Genomic DNA, 16,234 nt, shown 5'->3' on the forward strand with positions numbered 1-16,234 from the left:
CGCCAACTGATCCACCGCCATCGCGAGCAAGCTCGCTCCCACAGGGCAGGCGGTGACCTTAAGTCCTGCGCTGCTGCCGCACCAAGTGCTTGAACCCTTCGAACACCAGCACCGCCACCGCCATCCAGATAGGGATGTAGGTCAGCCATTCACCGGCCTTGATACTTTCACCCAACAGCAGCGCAACGCCCAGCAGCAACACCGGCTCAACATAACTCAACAGCCCGAACAGGCTGAACGGCAGCAATCGACTGGCGACGATGTAAGACACCAGCGCGCTGGCGCTGATCACCCCGAGCACCGGGATCAGCAGCGACAGCCATGGGTATTGATCGAAAACGTCGAGGCCCTGTTCACCGCTTTGCACGAACCACAGTGCAACGGGGAGCATCAGGGTCATGTCCAGCCAGAGTCCACCCAGGTTGTCGGTCTTGATGCGTTTGCGCAGGATGAAATAGATCGGGTAGCCAATCACCACCAGCAAGGTTGCCCAGGAAAAACCACCCACTTGGTACAACTCGTTGAACACGCCCAGGGTGGCGAAGAACACGGCGACTTTCTGCAGGTAGGAAAGGCGTTCGCCATAGACGATGCGCCCGGTCAGGACCATCGACAGCGGCAACAGGAAGTACCCCAGTGACACGTCCAGGCTGTAGCCATTGAGCGGCGCCCACATGAACAGCCACAGTTGCGCGCCCATCAGTGCCGACGAGGCTATTGCTGCGATCAACAGCCGTGGCGTGGCGATCAGGCGTTGGATCAGCGCCGTGACCAGTTTCCATTCCCGCGTCACCAGCATGAACGCGGTCATGCACGGCATCGTCAGCAGCATGCGCCAGCCGAAGATCTCCACGCCGGTCAGCGGTGAGAGCAACGAGGTGTAATAGTACATGACGGCGAACAGCGCGGAGGCCGAGACCGATAGAGCGATGCCTTTGGACACTTTTATTCTCTTGAGGGGAGCAACTAGCACCCTTTGTGGCGAGGGGATTTATCCCCGCTGGGGGCGAAGCCCCCGTTCGTGAAACCTGAGATTTCGTGGTGCCAGGCCCAGGGGGCTGCTTCGCAGCCCAGCGGGGATAAATCCCCTCGCCACAGAGGGAGCACTTCAACGATCTTATGACGCACGCGGTACTCGCCCCGGCACGAAATGGCTCACATCGTTGAACCCCGGCGTCGACGCATGCCCCGGCGTCACCAGCGAATCGATGAACGCTTCATCTTCCGCGCTGATCTTCACCGATTGCGCCTTGGTGTACGAATCCCACTGCTCCTCGGTGCGCGGCCCGACGATGGCCGAGGTCACGGCGTTGTTGTTCAGCACCCAGGCGATGGCGAACTCGACGATGCCCACGCCGCGGCCTTGGGTATATTGCAGGATCTGCTGGGCAATGCGCAGGGACTCGACCCGCCACTCGGTTTCCAGGATGCGCTTGTCCTGGCGGCCGGCACGGCTGTTGGCGTCCGGCGCCACGTCCGGCGCGTACTTGCCGCTGAGCACGCCTCGGGCCAGGGGGCTGAACGGCACCACGCCGAGGCCGTAGTGCTGCGCCGCAGTGATCTGTTCGGTTTCGGCCTGGCGGTTGACGATGTTGTACAGCGGTTGGCTGATCACCGGCCGGTCGATGCCCAGGCTGTCGGCGATCCTGATCACTTCGGCGATGCGCCAGCCACGGTAGTTCGACAGGCCCCAGTAGCGAATCTTGCCTTGGCGAATCAAGTCGCCGATGGCCGACACGGTGACGTGCAGCGGCGTGTTGTGGTCTTCGCGGTGCAGGTAATAGATGTCCAGGTAATCGGTGCCCAGGCGCGTCAGGCTGGCCTCGATGCCATTGAACAGGTGCTTGCGGCTCAGGCCGCTGCGGTTGGGCATGCCGTCCGGCGGGCCGAAGCCGACCTTGGTGGCCAGCACCCATTCCTGGCGATGACGGGCGATCGCCTCGCCGACGATTTCCTCGGAGCGACCGTTGGTGTAGACGTCCGCGGTGTCGATGAAATTGATGCCCTGGTCCCAGGCCTTGTCGATGATCCGCAGCGAATCCTCGGTGCTGGTCTGTTCGCCGAACATCATCGTGCCCAGGGTCAGCGTCGAGACTTGCAACCCGGAATGGCCTAGCGTGCGGTAGCTCATGACAAGATCCTTTCATCCATGGGGAAAGGCCCAATCAAACCCCAGAATCACCGCGCGGATCAAACAGAATTCTCAAACACCCTCCAAATCAACTGTGGGAGCCTGCTCGCGATGAGGCCGGCAGCTTCAACCTGAATCTTCCTGGGAAACCGGTATTTGTGAATTTGAACAATAATGCCCGCTGCCTTTTGTGCAGCGGACCGGCATCATGGCGGCGGTCAACTGGCAGCATGCTGTGCATTGGAACCGGAGAATAATATGAAAATAGTCATCGCCCCCGACTCGTTCAAGGACAGCCTCAGTGCCCAGGGCGTCGCCGATGCCATCGCCCAGGGGCTGGCCGAGGTTTGGCCGGATGCGCAGTTGATCAAATGCCCGATGGCGGACGGCGGGGAGGGGACGGTGGAGTCGGTGTTGGCGGCCTGTCATGGTGAGTGGCGCCACACCCGGGTCCGCGGTCCGTTGGGTGTCGCTGTCGAGGCGCGCTGGGGCTGGTTGGCCGAGAGCCGCACCGCGATCATCGAAATGGCCGAAGCCAGTGGCTTGCAACTGGTGCCGCCGGGGCAACGCGACGCCTGCTCCAGCAGCACCTACGGCACCGGCGAGCTGATTCGCGCTGCCCTCGATGAGGGCGCTGGCCGGGTCATCCTGGCGATCGGCGGCAGTGCCACCAACGACGCCGGGGCCGGTGCGATGCAGGCCCTGGGCGTGGTGTTGCTGGATGACCAGGGCCAACCCCTTCCTCCCGGTGGCCTGGCCTTGGTGAACTTGTCGCACATCGACCTGAGTGAACTCGACCCACGCCTGGCCCGGGTCAGCTTCGAGATCGCTGCCGATGTCGATAACCCGCTGTGCGGCCCCCATGGTGCGTCCGTGGTTTTCGGTCCGCAGAAGGGCGCTTCGGCTTCTCAAGTGCAGGCACTGGACCGGGCCCTGGGGCATTTCGCCGAACACTGCGCGCGGGCGTTGAACAAGGATGTGCGCGACGAGCCGGGCAGCGGTGCCGCCGGAGGCCTGGGGTTCGCGGCCAAGGCGTTCCTGGGGGCGCAGTTTCGTACCGGCGTGGACGTTGTCGCCCAGTTGACCGGGCTGGCCGAGGCGGTCAACGGCGCCGATCTGGTGTTGACCGGCGAAGGCCGTTTCGACGCCCAGACCCTGCGCGGCAAGACCCCCTTCGGCGTGGCCCGCATCGCCCGCCAGCACGGTGTACCGGTGGTGGTCATTGCCGGCACGCTGGGGGAGGGTTACCAGGCGTTGTATGAACACGGCATCGACGCCGCCTTCGCCCTGGCCAGCGGACCGATGACCTTGCAGCAAGCCTGCACCGACGCCCCGCGCCTGCTGAGCGAGCGTGCCCGGGACATTGCACGGCTTTGGCGGGTGGCGGCGCGGTAAACCCTATCCGATGCGGACTGTTTGAACTGGGGGATAGGACTAATCTGTGGCGAGGGGATTTATCCCCGCTGGGCTGCGAGCAGCCCCAAAAGCAGCGATGCGTTCAATCTGATACACCAAGCTGTCGGATTCAGGACTGCTCCGCAGCCCAGCGGGGATAAATCCCCTCGCCACAAAAAGCATTGGGAAATATTTTTTTACATAACCCTGCACAAACCCTAAAGCCCAGCCGATAACGGATTAAGCGAATACCCCCATAACTCCAATCAGTGCGCTTGCCAGCATGGATGCTCGACCCAACATTTCGAGGTCTTTCCATGTCCCTACGCAGCCTGAATATCGCCCCCCGAGCCTTTCTCGGCTTCGCCGTCATCGCGTTGCTCGTCGTTATCCTCGGCGTATTCGCCGCCAACCGCATGTCCGTCATTCGCCAGGCCTCGCTGGAGATGGAACAGACCCAGGTGCCCAGCGTCGGTTATCTGGCCAATGTGCTGGAGAACGTGCTGCGCATGCGCATCCTCTCGTTCCGCATTTTGGTCAACCGGGATCCGGCCAGCCTGACCGAGGCCGAGAGCCGCATCGGCGTGCTGGTGGAAAAACTGAACAAGGCCAATAGCAGTTACGCCGCGCTGCCGAGCACGCCGCAGGAGGCAGAACTGTACAAGGTCTTTTCCGCGACCCTGGAAAAATACCTGCAAGCCCAGAAGGAAATGCTCGACCTGTCGCGGCAGAACAAGGCCGATGAGCTGCGCACCCACATCAATACGCGGATCAAGGAAGGTACCGACCTGATGGGCGAGCAGCTCAACAAGCTCATCGCGATCAGCGTGGCCGGTGCCAGCGAAGCATCGGCCACGGCCGGTGAGCACTACGATAGCGCGATCACCGGCATCATTGTTGTCTCGATCACCGCCGCCCTGGCCACCGTGGTGCTGGCCTTGCTGCTGACCCGCAGCATCGTCGCGCCGCTCAACCGGGCATTGGAGGCTGCGCGGACCATTGCCAGCGGCAACCTGGTCCAGGTCATTGCGGACGATGGCAAGGATGAGCCCGGCCGGTTGCTCCAGGCCTTGGCCGCCATGCAAGTCAGCCTGCGCCAGACCATCGAGCAGATTGCCGGTTCGGCCACTCAACTGGGCGCTGCGGCGCAAGAGCTGAGCGCCGTGACCCAGGAATCCTCCCGCGGCCTGCAACAGCAGCACAACGAAATCGAACAGGCGGCCACGGCGGTCAACGAAATGACCGCCGCGGTCGAAGAGGTTGCCCGTAACGCGGTGTCCACCTCCGAGGCGTCGAACCAGTCGACCCAGGCCGCCCAGGAAGGCCGCACACGTGTGGTCGAAACCGTCGACGCGATCCAGACCATGACCCACGACGTGCAGGCCACCGCCTCGATGATCGAAGGCCTAGCGGTCCAGGGCCGCGACATCGGCAAGGTGCTGGACGTGATCCGCGCCATCGCCGAACAGACCAACCTGCTGGCCCTCAACGCCGCCATCGAAGCCGCTCGTGCCGGGGAGGCCGGACGCGGTTTTGCGGTGGTGGCCGACGAAGTCCGGGCCCTGGCCCATCGCACTGCGCAATCGACCCAGGAAATCGAAAAAATGGTCGCCGGCATCCAGAACGGCACCGGCCAGGCCGTGCAGTCGATGCAACAAAGCAACCAGCGTACCCAAAGCACTCTGGAAATGGCCCGCGCCGCCGGCGTGGCCCTGGAGCAGATCACTCAGTCGATCCACCAGATCAACGAACGCAACCTGGTCATCGCCAGTGCATCGGAGGAACAGGCCCAGGTTTCCCGTGAAGTGGATCGCAACCTGGTGAACATTCGCGACCTGGCCACCCAGTCGGCCAGCGGCGCCAAACAGACCAGCGACGCGAGCCACGAACTGTCGCGCCTGGCGGTGGGGTTGAATGCAATGGTGGCGCGGTTTGTGATTTGAGATAGGGTTGAGGCTGGATATCGCGCAATCAGGAGAGATACATGCGCTTTTCAGTCTTGACCCAACGCATCACCGGCGATGGTGCCGCCGCCTGGCAGATTCACGACCGGGCGCTGGCCATGCGCGAACAGGGCATGGATGTGTTGTTGCTGTCAGTGGGCGATCCGGACTTCGACACCCCGCGCGCCATTGTCGATGCTGCCGTGGGCAGCCTGCGGGCCGGTGAGACCCATTATTCGGACATCCGCGGCTTGCACACCTTGCGCACCAGTATTGCCAGGCGTCATCACCTGCGCTGCGGCCAGCCTGCGGGGGCCGAACAGGTCGTCGTACTGCCAGGGGCGCAGTGCGCGGTGTATGCGGTTGCGCAATGCCTGCTCAACCCTGGCGACGAAGTCATCGTCGCCGAGCCGATGTATGTCACCTATGAAGCAGTGTTCGGTGCCTGCGGGGCGACCGTGGTGCCGGTGGCGGTCCGCCCGGAGAACGGTTTTCGGGTCGAACCTGCGGACGTTGCCCGTCTTGTGACCCCACGTACCCGGGCGATGCTGCTCAACAGCCCGAACAACCCATCCGGCGCCAGCCTGCCGATGCCCACCTGGCAGGCATTGGCCCGGTTGTGCATCGAACATGACCTGTGGCTGATCAGTGACGAGGTCTACAGCGACTTGCTCTATGACGGCGAGCACATCAGCCCCGCCAGCCTGCCGGGCATGGCCGAGCGCACCGCGACGATCAACAGCCTGTCCAAATCCCACGCCATGACCGGCTGGCGCATTGGCTGGGTCATCGGCCCTGAATCCCTCGCCGACCATTTGGCAAACTTGTCCTTGTGTATGTTGTTTGGCCTGCCAGATTTCGTGCAACGCGCAGCCCAGGTCGCCCTGGAGCAGGCGTTGCCGGAAGTGGCGCAGATGCACGACGAGTATCGCCAGCGCCGGGACCTGGTGTGCGCCATGCTCGACGACTGCCCAGGCCTCAAGCCGGTGCGGCCCGATGGCGGCATGTTCGTGATGGTCGATGTGCGCCGGACCGGTCTCGACGCCCAGGCATTTGCCGAACGGTTGTTGGACGACTATGGCGTGTCGGTGCTGGCCGGCGAGGCGTTCGGGCCCAGTGCGGCAGGACATATCCGCCTCGGGCTGGTGGTCGATCAGGTGAAGCTGGCGGATGCGTGCCAGCGGATCGCCTCGTGTGCGGCGGATCTGCTGCGGGCCCAGCGGTAACGTTTTGTAGTGGCTGTGTGAAATTGTGTAAGGGTTTTGCTCGTGGATGAGCGGGGGCGTATATCCTTGGCAGCTTGAGATTTTCTGCGCCTGTGGCGTCGCCATCGCGAGCAAGCTCGCTCCCACACGGGTTTTCGGCACAACACAATAACCACTGTGGGCGCGAGCTTGCTCGCGATGAGGCCCAACCAGGCGCCACAGCACTTTCTGGAAACACCCATGCCCAACATCCTCTTGGTCGAAGACGACTGCGCACTCTCCGAACTGATCGCCAGTTACCTGGAGCGCAACGGCTATCAGGTCAGCGTGCTCAGCCGTGGCGATCATGTGCGTGAACGGGCACGCGTCGATCCGCCGGACCTGGTGATTCTCGACCTGATGCTGCCGGGGCTGGACGGTTTGCAAGTCTGCCGCCTGCTGCGGGCTGACTCGGCGACCTTGCCGATCTTGATGCTCACTGCCCGGGACGACAGCCACGACCAGGTCCTGGGCCTGGAGATGGGCGCCGATGACTACGTCACCAAGCCTTGCGAGCCCCGGGTGCTGCTGGCGCGAGTGCGTACCTTGTTGCGCCGCAGCAGCCTGGCCGAGCCGCAGACGGTCAACGACCGCATCCTCATGGGCAACCTCTGCATCGACCTGTCCGAGCGCACCGTAACCTGGCGCGGACAAGCGGTGGAGCTGTCCAGCGGCGAATACAACCTGCTGGTGGTGCTGGCCCGGCATTCCGGCGAAGTACTGAGCCGAGACCAGATCCTGCAGCGCCTGCGCGGCATCGAGTTCAACGGCACCGACCGTTCGGTGGACGTGGCGATTTCCAAGTTGCGGCGCAAGTTCGACGACAATGCCGACGAAGCCCGCAAGATCAAGACCGTATGGGGCAAGGGTTATCTGTTCAGTCGTTCCGAGTGGGAATGTTGAGCCGATGTGGAAGCTGCTGATTCGCCTTTACCTGGTCACCATCGTGTCCTACAGCGCGGCGATCTACCTGATGCCCGAACTGGTGATCCGCCTGTTCCAAGACCGTTTCATGACCTACAACCTCGATTATTCCCGTGGCCTGCAAACCTTGATGGTCAAGCAGTTCCGCGCCGTGCCCAGCGAGCAGTGGCCGGCGCTGGCGGCGCAGATGGACAAGGAGTTCGAGCCGCTGCGCATCGAGCTGGCGGTGATCGATGACGGCGGTTTCAGTGCTGATGAGCAGGCGCGTCTCAAGCGCGGCGAGAACGTGGTGCGCATCGGTGACTGGGCCTGGCGCACCTTGGCGGCGGCGCCGCTGGATGGGCGCACAGCGGTGAAGATGGTCGTGCCGCCGGACCCGGCCGACGTCAGCTGGTTGTACTGGAGCATCAACGTGTTGATCGGCGCGACCATGCTGGCCTGCCTGTTGCTCTGGTTGCGGCCTCACTGGCGCGACCTGGAACGCCTCAGGCGCACCGCCGAACGCTTTGGCAAAGGTCATCTGGATGAGCGTACGCACATTGCCTCCAGTTCGAACATCGGCAGCCTGGCCCATGTGTTCGACACCATGGCGGGTGACATCGAGAACCTGCTCAACCAACAGCGGGACCTGCTCAACGCCGTGTCCCACGAACTGCGCACGCCACTGACACGGCTCGACTTCGGCCTGGCCCTGGCGCTGTCCGATGACCTGCCGCCGGCCAGTCGCGAGCGCCTGCAAGGGTTGGTGGCGCACATTCGTGAGCTGGATGAACTGGTGCTGGAACTGCTGTCCTACAGCCGTCTGCAGAACCCGCAACGCCTGCCCGAACGGGTCGAAGTGGCATTGGACGAGTTCATCGACAGCATCCTGGGCAGCGTCGACGAGGACCTGGCGGCGCCGGATGTGGTGATCGACGTGCTGCTGCACGGCGCGCTGGAGCGTTTCGTACTGGACCCACGCCTGACCGCTCGGGCCTTGCAGAACCTGTTGCGCAATGCCATGCGTTATTGCGAAAAGCGCATCCAGGTGGGCGTACTGGTCAGTGATCAAGGCTGTGAGATCTGGGTCGACGACGATGGCATCGGCATTCCCGACAGCGAACGCGAGCGCGTGTTCGAGCCGTTCTACCGTTTGGATCGCAGCCGCGACCGCGCCACCGGCGGCTTCGGCCTTGGCCTGGCCATCAGCCGCCGAGCCCTGGAAGCCCAGGGCGGCACGCTGACCGTCGAAGCCTCGCCGCTGGGCGGGGCGCGCTTCAGGCTGTGGCTGCCAACACCCGCTTGAGCCTCGGTGCGATCTCTGTGGCGAGGGGATTTATCCCCGCTGGGGCACTAAGTGGCCCCCAACTTTCCTCACCCAAACAACCCCGCCGCAATATTGATCGAAAACCCCAGGATCGCCGTGTTGAACACAAACCCGATCAATGATTGTGCCAGGACGATCTTGCGCAGTTGCCGCGTGGCAACGCCTACGTCCGCGGTCTGCACTGCCACGCCGATGGTGAAGGAGAAATACAGGAAGTCCCAATAGTTGGGCGTGGTCAGCCCTTCGGCAAACCGTAGCGCCGGCTCCTTGCCTTCCCAGGTGTAATACAACCGCGCGTAGTGCACGCTGAAGATCACCCCGATCAGCAACCACGAACCGATCACGGTCATTGCCGTGAAACCGTAATGCAGCAGCTTGCCGGCGGCGTCCAGGTCGCGGCTGCCGGCCAGTTCGAAGGTGATGGTTGCCAGGCTGGCCAATGCCGCGATGCAGACCACCAGCAGGACCAGCCCGGCATTTTCATCTTCGATTTCGGCGATGCGCCGAACGTCGGGCGCCTTGGCCCGCACAGTCAGCCAGGACATCAGCACCAGGTAGGTCCAGACGCCGACATTCCAGCCGATCAGGATTTTGCTGATGATCGAGTCCACGGGAACCAGGATACCCACCGCCAGGCCAAGGACCGTGGCGCTGGACAGACGCGGGTGGGTGCGGGCGAGGAAGGGCATGGAGACTCACTGTCCGGAAAGGAGGCGCCTAGTATGAGCCGTCAAGCGAAGGGGCCGCCATCTATCGCGCTGGACTCGATCAATTGCACGCCCGCTTCCTGCATCCGTCGGATTGCCGCTTCCATCGAGCCGTCGATATCGATGCCCCGGCAGGCATCCAGTATCACCAGCGCATTGAACCCCGCCAACCGGGCATCCAGGGCCGAGAACATCACGCAGAAGTCCAGGGCCAGCCCTACCAGGTACACGGTGTCGATGCCGCGTTCCTTGAGATAGCCGGTCAAGCCGGTAGGGGTCAGGTGATCCGCTTCCATGAAGGCTGAATAGCTGTCGATGTCCGGGTTGCAGCCCTTGCGAATGATCAGCTTGGCATGGGGGAGATCGAGTGCCGGGTGCAGCGCGGCGCCATTGCTGCCCTGTATGCAGTGGTCGGGCCAGAGCTTCTGCTCGCCGTAGGGCAATTGGACGATGTCGAACGGCTGCTTGCCCGGATGGCTGGACGCAAACGAGGCGTGCCCGGCCGGGTGCCAGTCCTGGGCGAGGACGACGTGCCTGAATGAATGCCCCAGCTGGTTGATCAGCGGCACGATCTCATCGCCACCTGGCACGGCCAGTTGGCCGCCGGGGATGAAGTCGTTCTGTACATCGATGACTACCAGCGCAGTGGTCAAAGCCCGGTTGGCGGCAACGCCCATGAATGAATCCTCCTTGAAGTGGTTCTTCGATAGTAGCTGAACGGCTTGGGCCAGGTGCGTAGACTGACGCACCGCCATCGCGAGCAGGCTCGCTCCCGCAACGGATCTGCGGTGAACACAGGATTGATGGTTTACAAAAATAGTCCTTCTGCGGGGGGTAGTGTCTTTCGTCGAAAATATTCCAGCGTTGATGGCTTTTTGACATTTGGTTCGTGCGTCCCTGTCACGATTCAGTACAATCGCCGGCCTTCAACCGGGCATGGAAGCAGTCCGGTCTCCTGTTACGAGAAAAAAACATGCTCATCGGCAGTTATTCACCCGCCCTCGTTTCGATTTCCCTGTTTGTTGCTGTGCTGGCTTCCTACACCGCCCTGGACCTGGCCGGGCGGATCGCGACCGCCCAGGGGCGCGCCGCGCATTTGTGGATGGCCGGGGGCGCGCTGGCGATGGGGGTGGGCATCTGGTCCATGCACTTCATCGGCATGCTCGCGTTCAGCTTGCCGGTGGAGCTTGGCTACGACGTATCCATCACCGCGCTGTCGCTGCTGGTCGCGATTCTTTCCAGCGGTTTTGCCCTGTGGCTGGTCAGCCAGCCGCGATTGCCGGCGTGGCAACTGGCGTTCGGCGCGCTGATCATGGGCACTGGGATCAGCACCATGCACTACACCGGCATGGCCGCTCTGCGAATGCAGCCAGGCATCGACTATGACCCGACATTGTTCGGGGCTTCGTTGGTGATTGCTGTCGGCGCTTCGGCGGCGGCGTTGTGGATTGCCTTTCGCCTGCGCCAGAACACGCCCCACGTGCGTCTGGCTCGTGCAGGCGCTGCGGTGGTCATGGGGGTCGCCATCGTCGGCATGCACTACACCGGCATGGCCGGGGCGCGATTTAGCGACGGCAGCTTCTGTGGTTCCCTGGACGGCTTGAGCGGCAAGGGCCTGGACAATCTGGTGTTGATCACCACCCTGGCGGTGCTGGCCATCGCCTTGCTGACGTCGATTCTCGACGCGCGCCTGGAAGCCCGTACTGCGGAGTTGGCCCAATCGCTGACCCTGGCCAACCGGGAACTGACCCAGTTGGCCCTGCACGACCCCCTCACCGGACTGCCCAACCGGGTATTGCTGGCTGATCGTATCGACCAGGCCATGCACCGGGTGCAAGAGCAGGGTGGCTGCTTCGCCCTGATGTTCATCGACCTGGATGGTTTCAAGCCGGTCAACGACGCCTTCGGTCACCACATGGGCGATTTGTTGCTGCGGGACGTGGCCCTGCGCCTGCGTGAGGACCTGCGCAGCCAGGACACCCTGGCGCGGATCGGCGGTGATGAGTTCGTGCTGCTGGTGCAACTGGCTGAACCTGACGACGCCTTGCGATTGGCGGCACGTCAGGTCGGCCTGATCGCTCGCATATTCCGGGTGGCTGAGCATGACTTGCAGATTTCCGCCAGCGTCGGTATCGCCGTTTACCCTGGTAACGGCCAGAGCGCCGACGAGCTGTTGATGAACGCCGACGCGGCGATGTACCACGCCAAGGGCGCCGGCAAGAACGGCTACAGCTTTTTCGACGCGTCGATGAACAGCAACGCCCGCAAGCAATTGCAGTTGCTGCAAGACTTGCGTATCGCCGTCGAACAGCGGCAATTCAGCCTGTACTACCAGCCCAAGTTCGATGCCGCCAACGGCCAGCCGGTCGGCGCCGAGGCCTTGTTGCGCTGGAGCCATCCGACCCAGGGCCTGTTGATGCCCGACACCTTCATCGATCTGGCGGAAAAGACCGGGTTGATCATCCCCATCGGCGAATGGGTGTTGAACGAAGCCTGTCGGCAGATGCGTGAATGGTATGTGCTCGGTTATACCGATTGGCGCATTGCGGTGAACCTGTCGGCGTTGCAGTTCTGCCATATCGGTTTGGTGCAGAGCGTGGCCAAGGCCTTGGAAACCCATCAGCTACCGGCCAACAGCCTGACCCTGGAAATCACCGAAACCACCGCCATGAGCGATGCGGACGCGAGCATGACGGTGCTGCAACAGCTCTCGGACATGGGCGTGGACCTGTCCATCGACGACTTCGGCACCGGCTATTCGAGCCTGATGTACCTCAAGCGCCTGCCGGCCAACGAGCTGAAGATCGATCGCGGCTTCGTGCGTGACCTGGAGCACGACAGCGATGACGCGGCGATCGTCTCGGCCATCGTCGCCCTCGGCCAGGCACTGGGCCTGCGGATCGTCGCCGAAGGTGTGGAGACCGATGTGCAACAAGACTTCCTGACCCAGTTGGGCTGCGATTCGCTGCAGGGCTATCTGCTGGGGCATCCACTGCCGGCTGAGCGGTTCATCCACGACATTCGCCAGGCACAACGGGGGGCGGTGGGCTGAACCACTTCAAGGCACGATGTCGAACGCCGTGCTGCCAAGCCGCTCGCCATTGACCAGCAGGTGCACGGCATGCCGGCCCACGTAGTGTTTGCGGGTGGTCAACTCGCGAATGTGCTGGGAGCGGCTGAGGTTGACGCAACCCTGGGCGGGCAGGTCGAAGGTCTTGAGCTTGAAGACTTTGGCCGAGGTGCCGCCCGAGGCTTTCACGTAGTCGACGGCATAGTCGATCACCAGGCGTTGGCTCTGCCCGAGGGTTGATTGCACCGTGAAGGACAGCGTGACCTGTTCCCCCAGGCGAATCACCGCAGGCGTCACCTGCAAATCCCGCACCTGGACCTGTGCCTTGCCGCCGACCCCGATGACGCCCAACGCCCTGGGGTTGCCTTGTTTGATCAGGCTACGCAGGGCGTGCCGGGCGATCCACGCCGTGTGGCGGTCTTGCAGGGGCCAGCCTTCGATCTGGTCCAGCACCCAGTCGGGATGCTGCTTGGTGACGTCGTTGAGGTGGTTGGCCACGGATTTGCGCACATAAAGGCTATCGTCGGCCTTGAGCGTGTCGAGGATTGCGGCGGCGAGGTCAGGGTTGGCCTGGATCGGCTCCAGGTGAAACGACCATGGCAAGCGTGGCCGGCTGCCTTCGCTGGCCAGGCGGCGTACGTGCTCGTTCGCGTCCAGCGCCCAGTCGTGCATGACCTTGAGGGTGCGTTCCAGGTCATCGCGCAGGAAGTGCCGCACGGCGAACTCCGACGAGCCGAACCGGGTGAAATACTTGAGCGCGTCCAACGACACGTCGAAGCGGTGCCGGCCATAAGACGCCACGTAGTGTGGCAGGAACATGCTGACGAACATGCTGTTCAGGCGCGGAGCCAGGGCGCGCAACACCTCCAGCGAAGCTTCATAACCGAGGGGCAGTACCGCATGCAGGCACTCACTGACCCGGGCCATGCGCTGCATCACCGACAACTCGGCCAGCCCATCGTTAGCCATGTGCAAGAACGCCTTGGCGTCGAATGCCGGATACACCGCGCGCATTTCGCTGGCGATGTGTTCCAGGCGGGCGCTGTTGAAGATTTCCTTGAGGGCAGGGGAGGCAGTGGTCGAAGTCGTCATGGCAGGGGCCGTCGTGCAGGGCTTGTCACTATACCCCGTGGCGAGGGAGCTTGCTCCCGCTCGGCTGCGCAGCAGTCGTAACCCCCGTGAATGCCGTACCGCTGAATGACCGCGTCGCCTGGATTGGGGCTGCTGCGCAGCCCGGCGGGAGCAAGCTCCCTCGCCACCGCGTACAGTTTCCAGGAATTAAGGAATGATTCGCCGCCCGCGAAGTCCCAGATTCAGTCCCTCGAATAACTGGAGTTTTTTCTATGCGCAAACCATCCCTGATCGCCAGCCTGGCCCTGATCGCCGGCCTTGGAGCCCTTGGGCCTGTTGCGCAAGCGGTCGAGAAAACCGCAGACGCCCTGGAGCATTCGCCGAGCAATGGCCGCAGGCTGGTGGAGAACGACCGGGTACCGGCGGACTACCAGCGCGCGGACCGGGCCATGAAAGACTGGAAACAGAAGAAACTCGAGCAACCGACAAACGAGCAGCAATGGGTGCAGATCGACGACAAATACCTGCTGATCGAAACCGTATCCGGCGCCATCGTCAAGATCGTGCCGGCCACACGCTAGAGCACTTCGCCCTTGTCCCACAGGTGAACCAGCTCGCCGGGTGCCTGGTCCTCAGGCACCTGCAGTACCATCTCGTCATCCTGGTCGTTGGCGCGATAGCGCACCTCGATCTGGAAAAAACGCTGGTCGCCGCGCCCAGGCGTGGAGGACGTCAGTGGCAGGCAACCCTCCAGGACCGAACAGATGCGCGTGCGCTGGTCGAGGTCGCACTGGGCGAATTCGATTTCCCGTGGCCGGGTCAGCGCATGGATGGCGGCCACGCCACCCTGGCGCGACAGCCGTACCACGGCTTTGTCGTCGAGGTCTGGAAGGGTTTTCATCAGCTCTCCTGTGTCAGGTCGACGCCGACCTGGGCCCAGCCGTTCTGTATCGCTTGCACTTCCCGCGTGCCGAAGCGCTGGCGGGCGTGCTCGACGGTCAGGCGGGCGAAGGCGCTGAAGGACGCGTCATTGGCCAATCTTCGGTCGCACAAGGTTTCATACCAGATCCGGCCGGCCTTTTCCCAGGCAAATCCGCCCAGCGTGGTCGCCGCCAGATAAAAGGCCCGGTTGGGAATGCCCGAGTTGATGTGCACGCCGCCGTTGTCTTCACGAGTAATGACGAATTCGCGCATGTGCGCCGGTTGCGGGTCCTTGCCCAGCAGCGGGTCATCGTAGGCGCTGCCGGGGTTGGACATGCTGCGCAGGCCGTCGCCGTTGATCTTGTCGGTGAGCAGGTCGGCGCCGATCAGCCAGTCGGCCTGGTCGGCGGTCTGTTCAAGTACGAACTGCTTGACCAGCACACCGAACACATCGGAGATGGACTCGTTCAGGGCGCCGGACTGGTTGGCGTAGATTAACCCGGCCTCGCTTTCGGTGACGCCATGGGCCAACTCGTGGGCCACCACGTCCAGGGAACGGGTGAAGCGCTGGAAGATTTCACCATCGCCGTCGCCGAACACCATCTGCGCGCCGTTCCAGAAGGCGTTTTCATAGCCCTGGCCATAATGCACGCTGCCCACCAGGGCGAAGCCTTTGTTGTCGATGGAGTCGCGTCCCAGCACGTTCCAGAAAAAATCATAAGTGGCGCCGAGGGCGTCGTAGGCTTCGTCCACGGCCGGGTCGCCACTGGCCCGCTGGCCTTCCAGGCGGACCGGCTGGCCGGGCAGTTCCATGCTGTTCTGGGCGTCATGCACGCTGCGTTGCGGCTGTCCGGCCTGGCCAGGCTTGGGCAGCTTCGCGGCGGCGGGAAGGTTGCCGGGCGGGCCGGGGTTGTGCCGGAGGCTGCGCACGTGGGTCAAGGTGCCGAGAGCGCTGGAGCGTTGCTGTTCGGAGCCGTGGGCGATGATGCGATTGAGGATGTATGGCGGAATGAAACCGTGGAGCGGACGAGAGTCGAACATCAGAAAATCCTTATCTGAAATGCAGGGTCGATACCCATGTGAACCGAAGAGGCCGTCGCGGTTCCCTATTGCACGAATAGCCTGATAAAACATAACTCCATACGAATCTATGGGACTGTTTGGTCCGGGGGACATGGGGCCTGTGGCGAGGGGATTTATCCCCGCTGGAGTGCGAAGCGCTCCCGGACGCTACGGACATATAGAAATTCCTGGGGGTCGCTCCGCAACCCAGCGGGGATAAATCCCATAGGCGCTAACCAAACTCCAAAAATAGTAAACTGATCCGCAATTGAGATGAGTTGCAAGGAAAGCAAGTGTGACACCAGGACTAGATGAAGATTGGCCAAAGCTGTTAGCGCTATTGCCTGCGGGATGGGAAGCCAAGGCCAGGGAATTGGGGGCGTTGAAGTTCGGGCGCCGTTTCACCCCAGAGACTTTATTACGCACCCTATTGCTGTATCTGAGCAGCGATTGTTCGATG

General features: G+C 62.8%; 14 protein-coding genes and 1 pseudogene. 8 read left to right on the top strand and 7 right to left on the bottom strand.

Features of this window, described 5'->3' with window-relative positions; genetic code table 11:
* Positions 1–58: 58 nt before the first annotated feature.
* Both rarD and BT116_RS27645 read right to left on the bottom strand, forming a co-directional pair.
* Complete coding sequence (gene rarD, locus BT116_RS27640) at positions 59–943, bottom strand: EamA family transporter RarD (RefSeq protein WP_063320628.1); 885 nt, start codon at positions 941–943, stop codon at positions 59–61.
* A 174-nt stretch (positions 944–1,117) separates the two neighbouring features.
* Positions 1,118–2,131: an aldo/keto reductase gene (locus BT116_RS27645; RefSeq protein ID WP_072348710.1), complete on the bottom strand. Its 1,014-nt coding sequence runs from the start codon at positions 2,129–2,131 to the stop codon at positions 1,118–1,120.
* A 258-nt stretch (positions 2,132–2,389) separates the two neighbouring features.
* Between BT116_RS27645 and BT116_RS27650 the strand changes: the two genes are divergently transcribed.
* The 6 genes and pseudogenes from BT116_RS27650 (at position 2,390) to BT116_RS27670 (ending at position 8,922) form a co-directional block, all read left to right on the top strand.
* Complete coding sequence (locus BT116_RS27650) at positions 2,390–3,526, top strand: glycerate kinase (protein WP_072348712.1); 1,137 nt, start codon at positions 2,390–2,392, stop codon at positions 3,524–3,526.
* Positions 3,527–3,843: 317 nt separating this feature from the next.
* A pseudogene (locus BT116_RS31970) lies at positions 3,844–4,614 on the top strand (MCP four helix bundle domain-containing protein); the annotation flags it as partial.
* The gene (locus BT116_RS31975; RefSeq protein WP_371856193.1) at positions 4,606–5,469 is read left to right on the top strand and encodes a methyl-accepting chemotaxis protein; all 864 of its coding nucleotides are present in this window, start codon (positions 4,606–4,608) and stop codon (positions 5,467–5,469) included. The pseudogene BT116_RS31970 and the gene BT116_RS31975, both read left to right, overlap by 9 nt.
* 41 nt (positions 5,470–5,510) lie before the next feature.
* Positions 5,511–6,695, top strand: coding sequence for a pyridoxal phosphate-dependent aminotransferase (locus tag BT116_RS27660; RefSeq protein WP_072348716.1), 1,185 nt, complete (start codon positions 5,511–5,513; stop codon positions 6,693–6,695).
* A gap of 219 nt (positions 6,696–6,914) precedes the next feature.
* Positions 6,915–7,616, top strand: a complete 702-nt coding sequence (locus BT116_RS27665) for a response regulator (RefSeq protein ID WP_072348718.1) — start codon at positions 6,915–6,917, stop codon at positions 7,614–7,616.
* Positions 7,617–7,620: 4 nt separating this feature from the next.
* On the top strand, positions 7,621–8,922 hold the full coding sequence (locus BT116_RS27670; RefSeq protein WP_072348720.1) for an ATP-binding protein: 1,302 nt from the start codon (positions 7,621–7,623) through the stop codon (positions 8,920–8,922).
* 68 nt (positions 8,923–8,990) lie between these two features.
* Here BT116_RS27670 and BT116_RS27675 read toward each other — a convergent pair whose 3' ends face one another.
* Together BT116_RS27675 and pncA are read right to left on the bottom strand one after the other, a co-directional pair.
* Positions 8,991–9,632, bottom strand: a complete 642-nt coding sequence (locus BT116_RS27675; RefSeq protein WP_072348722.1) for a DUF1345 domain-containing protein — start codon at positions 9,630–9,632, stop codon at positions 8,991–8,993.
* A gap of 41 nt (positions 9,633–9,673) precedes the next feature.
* Positions 9,674–10,327, bottom strand: a complete 654-nt coding sequence (gene pncA, locus BT116_RS27680) for a bifunctional nicotinamidase/pyrazinamidase (protein ID WP_072348724.1) — start codon at positions 10,325–10,327, stop codon at positions 9,674–9,676.
* Positions 10,328–10,623: 296 nt separating this feature from the next.
* Between pncA and BT116_RS27685 the strand changes: the two genes are divergently transcribed.
* Positions 10,624–12,702 (top strand): putative bifunctional diguanylate cyclase/phosphodiesterase, encoded by a 2,079-nt coding sequence (locus BT116_RS27685; protein ID WP_072348726.1) that lies wholly within the window; start codon positions 10,624–10,626, stop codon positions 12,700–12,702.
* Between the two features lie 6 nt (positions 12,703–12,708).
* On the opposite strand, the gene BT116_RS27690 is transcribed toward BT116_RS27685, so the two are convergent.
* Positions 12,709–13,812, bottom strand: coding sequence for a DNA alkylation repair protein (locus BT116_RS27690; RefSeq protein ID WP_072348728.1), 1,104 nt, complete (start codon positions 13,810–13,812; stop codon positions 12,709–12,711).
* Between the two features lie 251 nt (positions 13,813–14,063).
* On the opposite strand from BT116_RS27690, the gene BT116_RS27695 reads away from it, so the two are divergent.
* Positions 14,064–14,372 (top strand): RcnB family protein, encoded by a 309-nt coding sequence (locus BT116_RS27695; RefSeq protein WP_072348730.1) that lies wholly within the window; start codon positions 14,064–14,066, stop codon positions 14,370–14,372.
* On the opposite strand, the gene BT116_RS27700 is transcribed toward BT116_RS27695, so the two are convergent.
* Positions 14,369–14,692, bottom strand: a complete 324-nt coding sequence (locus tag BT116_RS27700) for a protealysin inhibitor emfourin (RefSeq protein WP_063320640.1) — start codon at positions 14,690–14,692, stop codon at positions 14,369–14,371. The genes BT116_RS27695 and BT116_RS27700 overlap by 4 nt on opposite strands.
* On the bottom strand, positions 14,692–15,753 hold the full coding sequence (locus BT116_RS27705; RefSeq protein WP_072348732.1) for a M4 family metallopeptidase: 1,062 nt from the start codon (positions 15,751–15,753) through the stop codon (positions 14,692–14,694). Before BT116_RS27705 ends, BT116_RS27700 begins: the two co-directional genes overlap by 1 nt.
* Positions 15,754–16,234 lie beyond the last annotated feature (481 nt).

The sequence above is a fragment of the Pseudomonas sp. NFACC16-2 genome (assembly GCF_900119205.1).
In the GTDB taxonomy this organism is placed as follows: Bacteria; Pseudomonadota; Gammaproteobacteria; order Pseudomonadales; family Pseudomonadaceae; genus Aquipseudomonas; species Aquipseudomonas fluorescens_Q.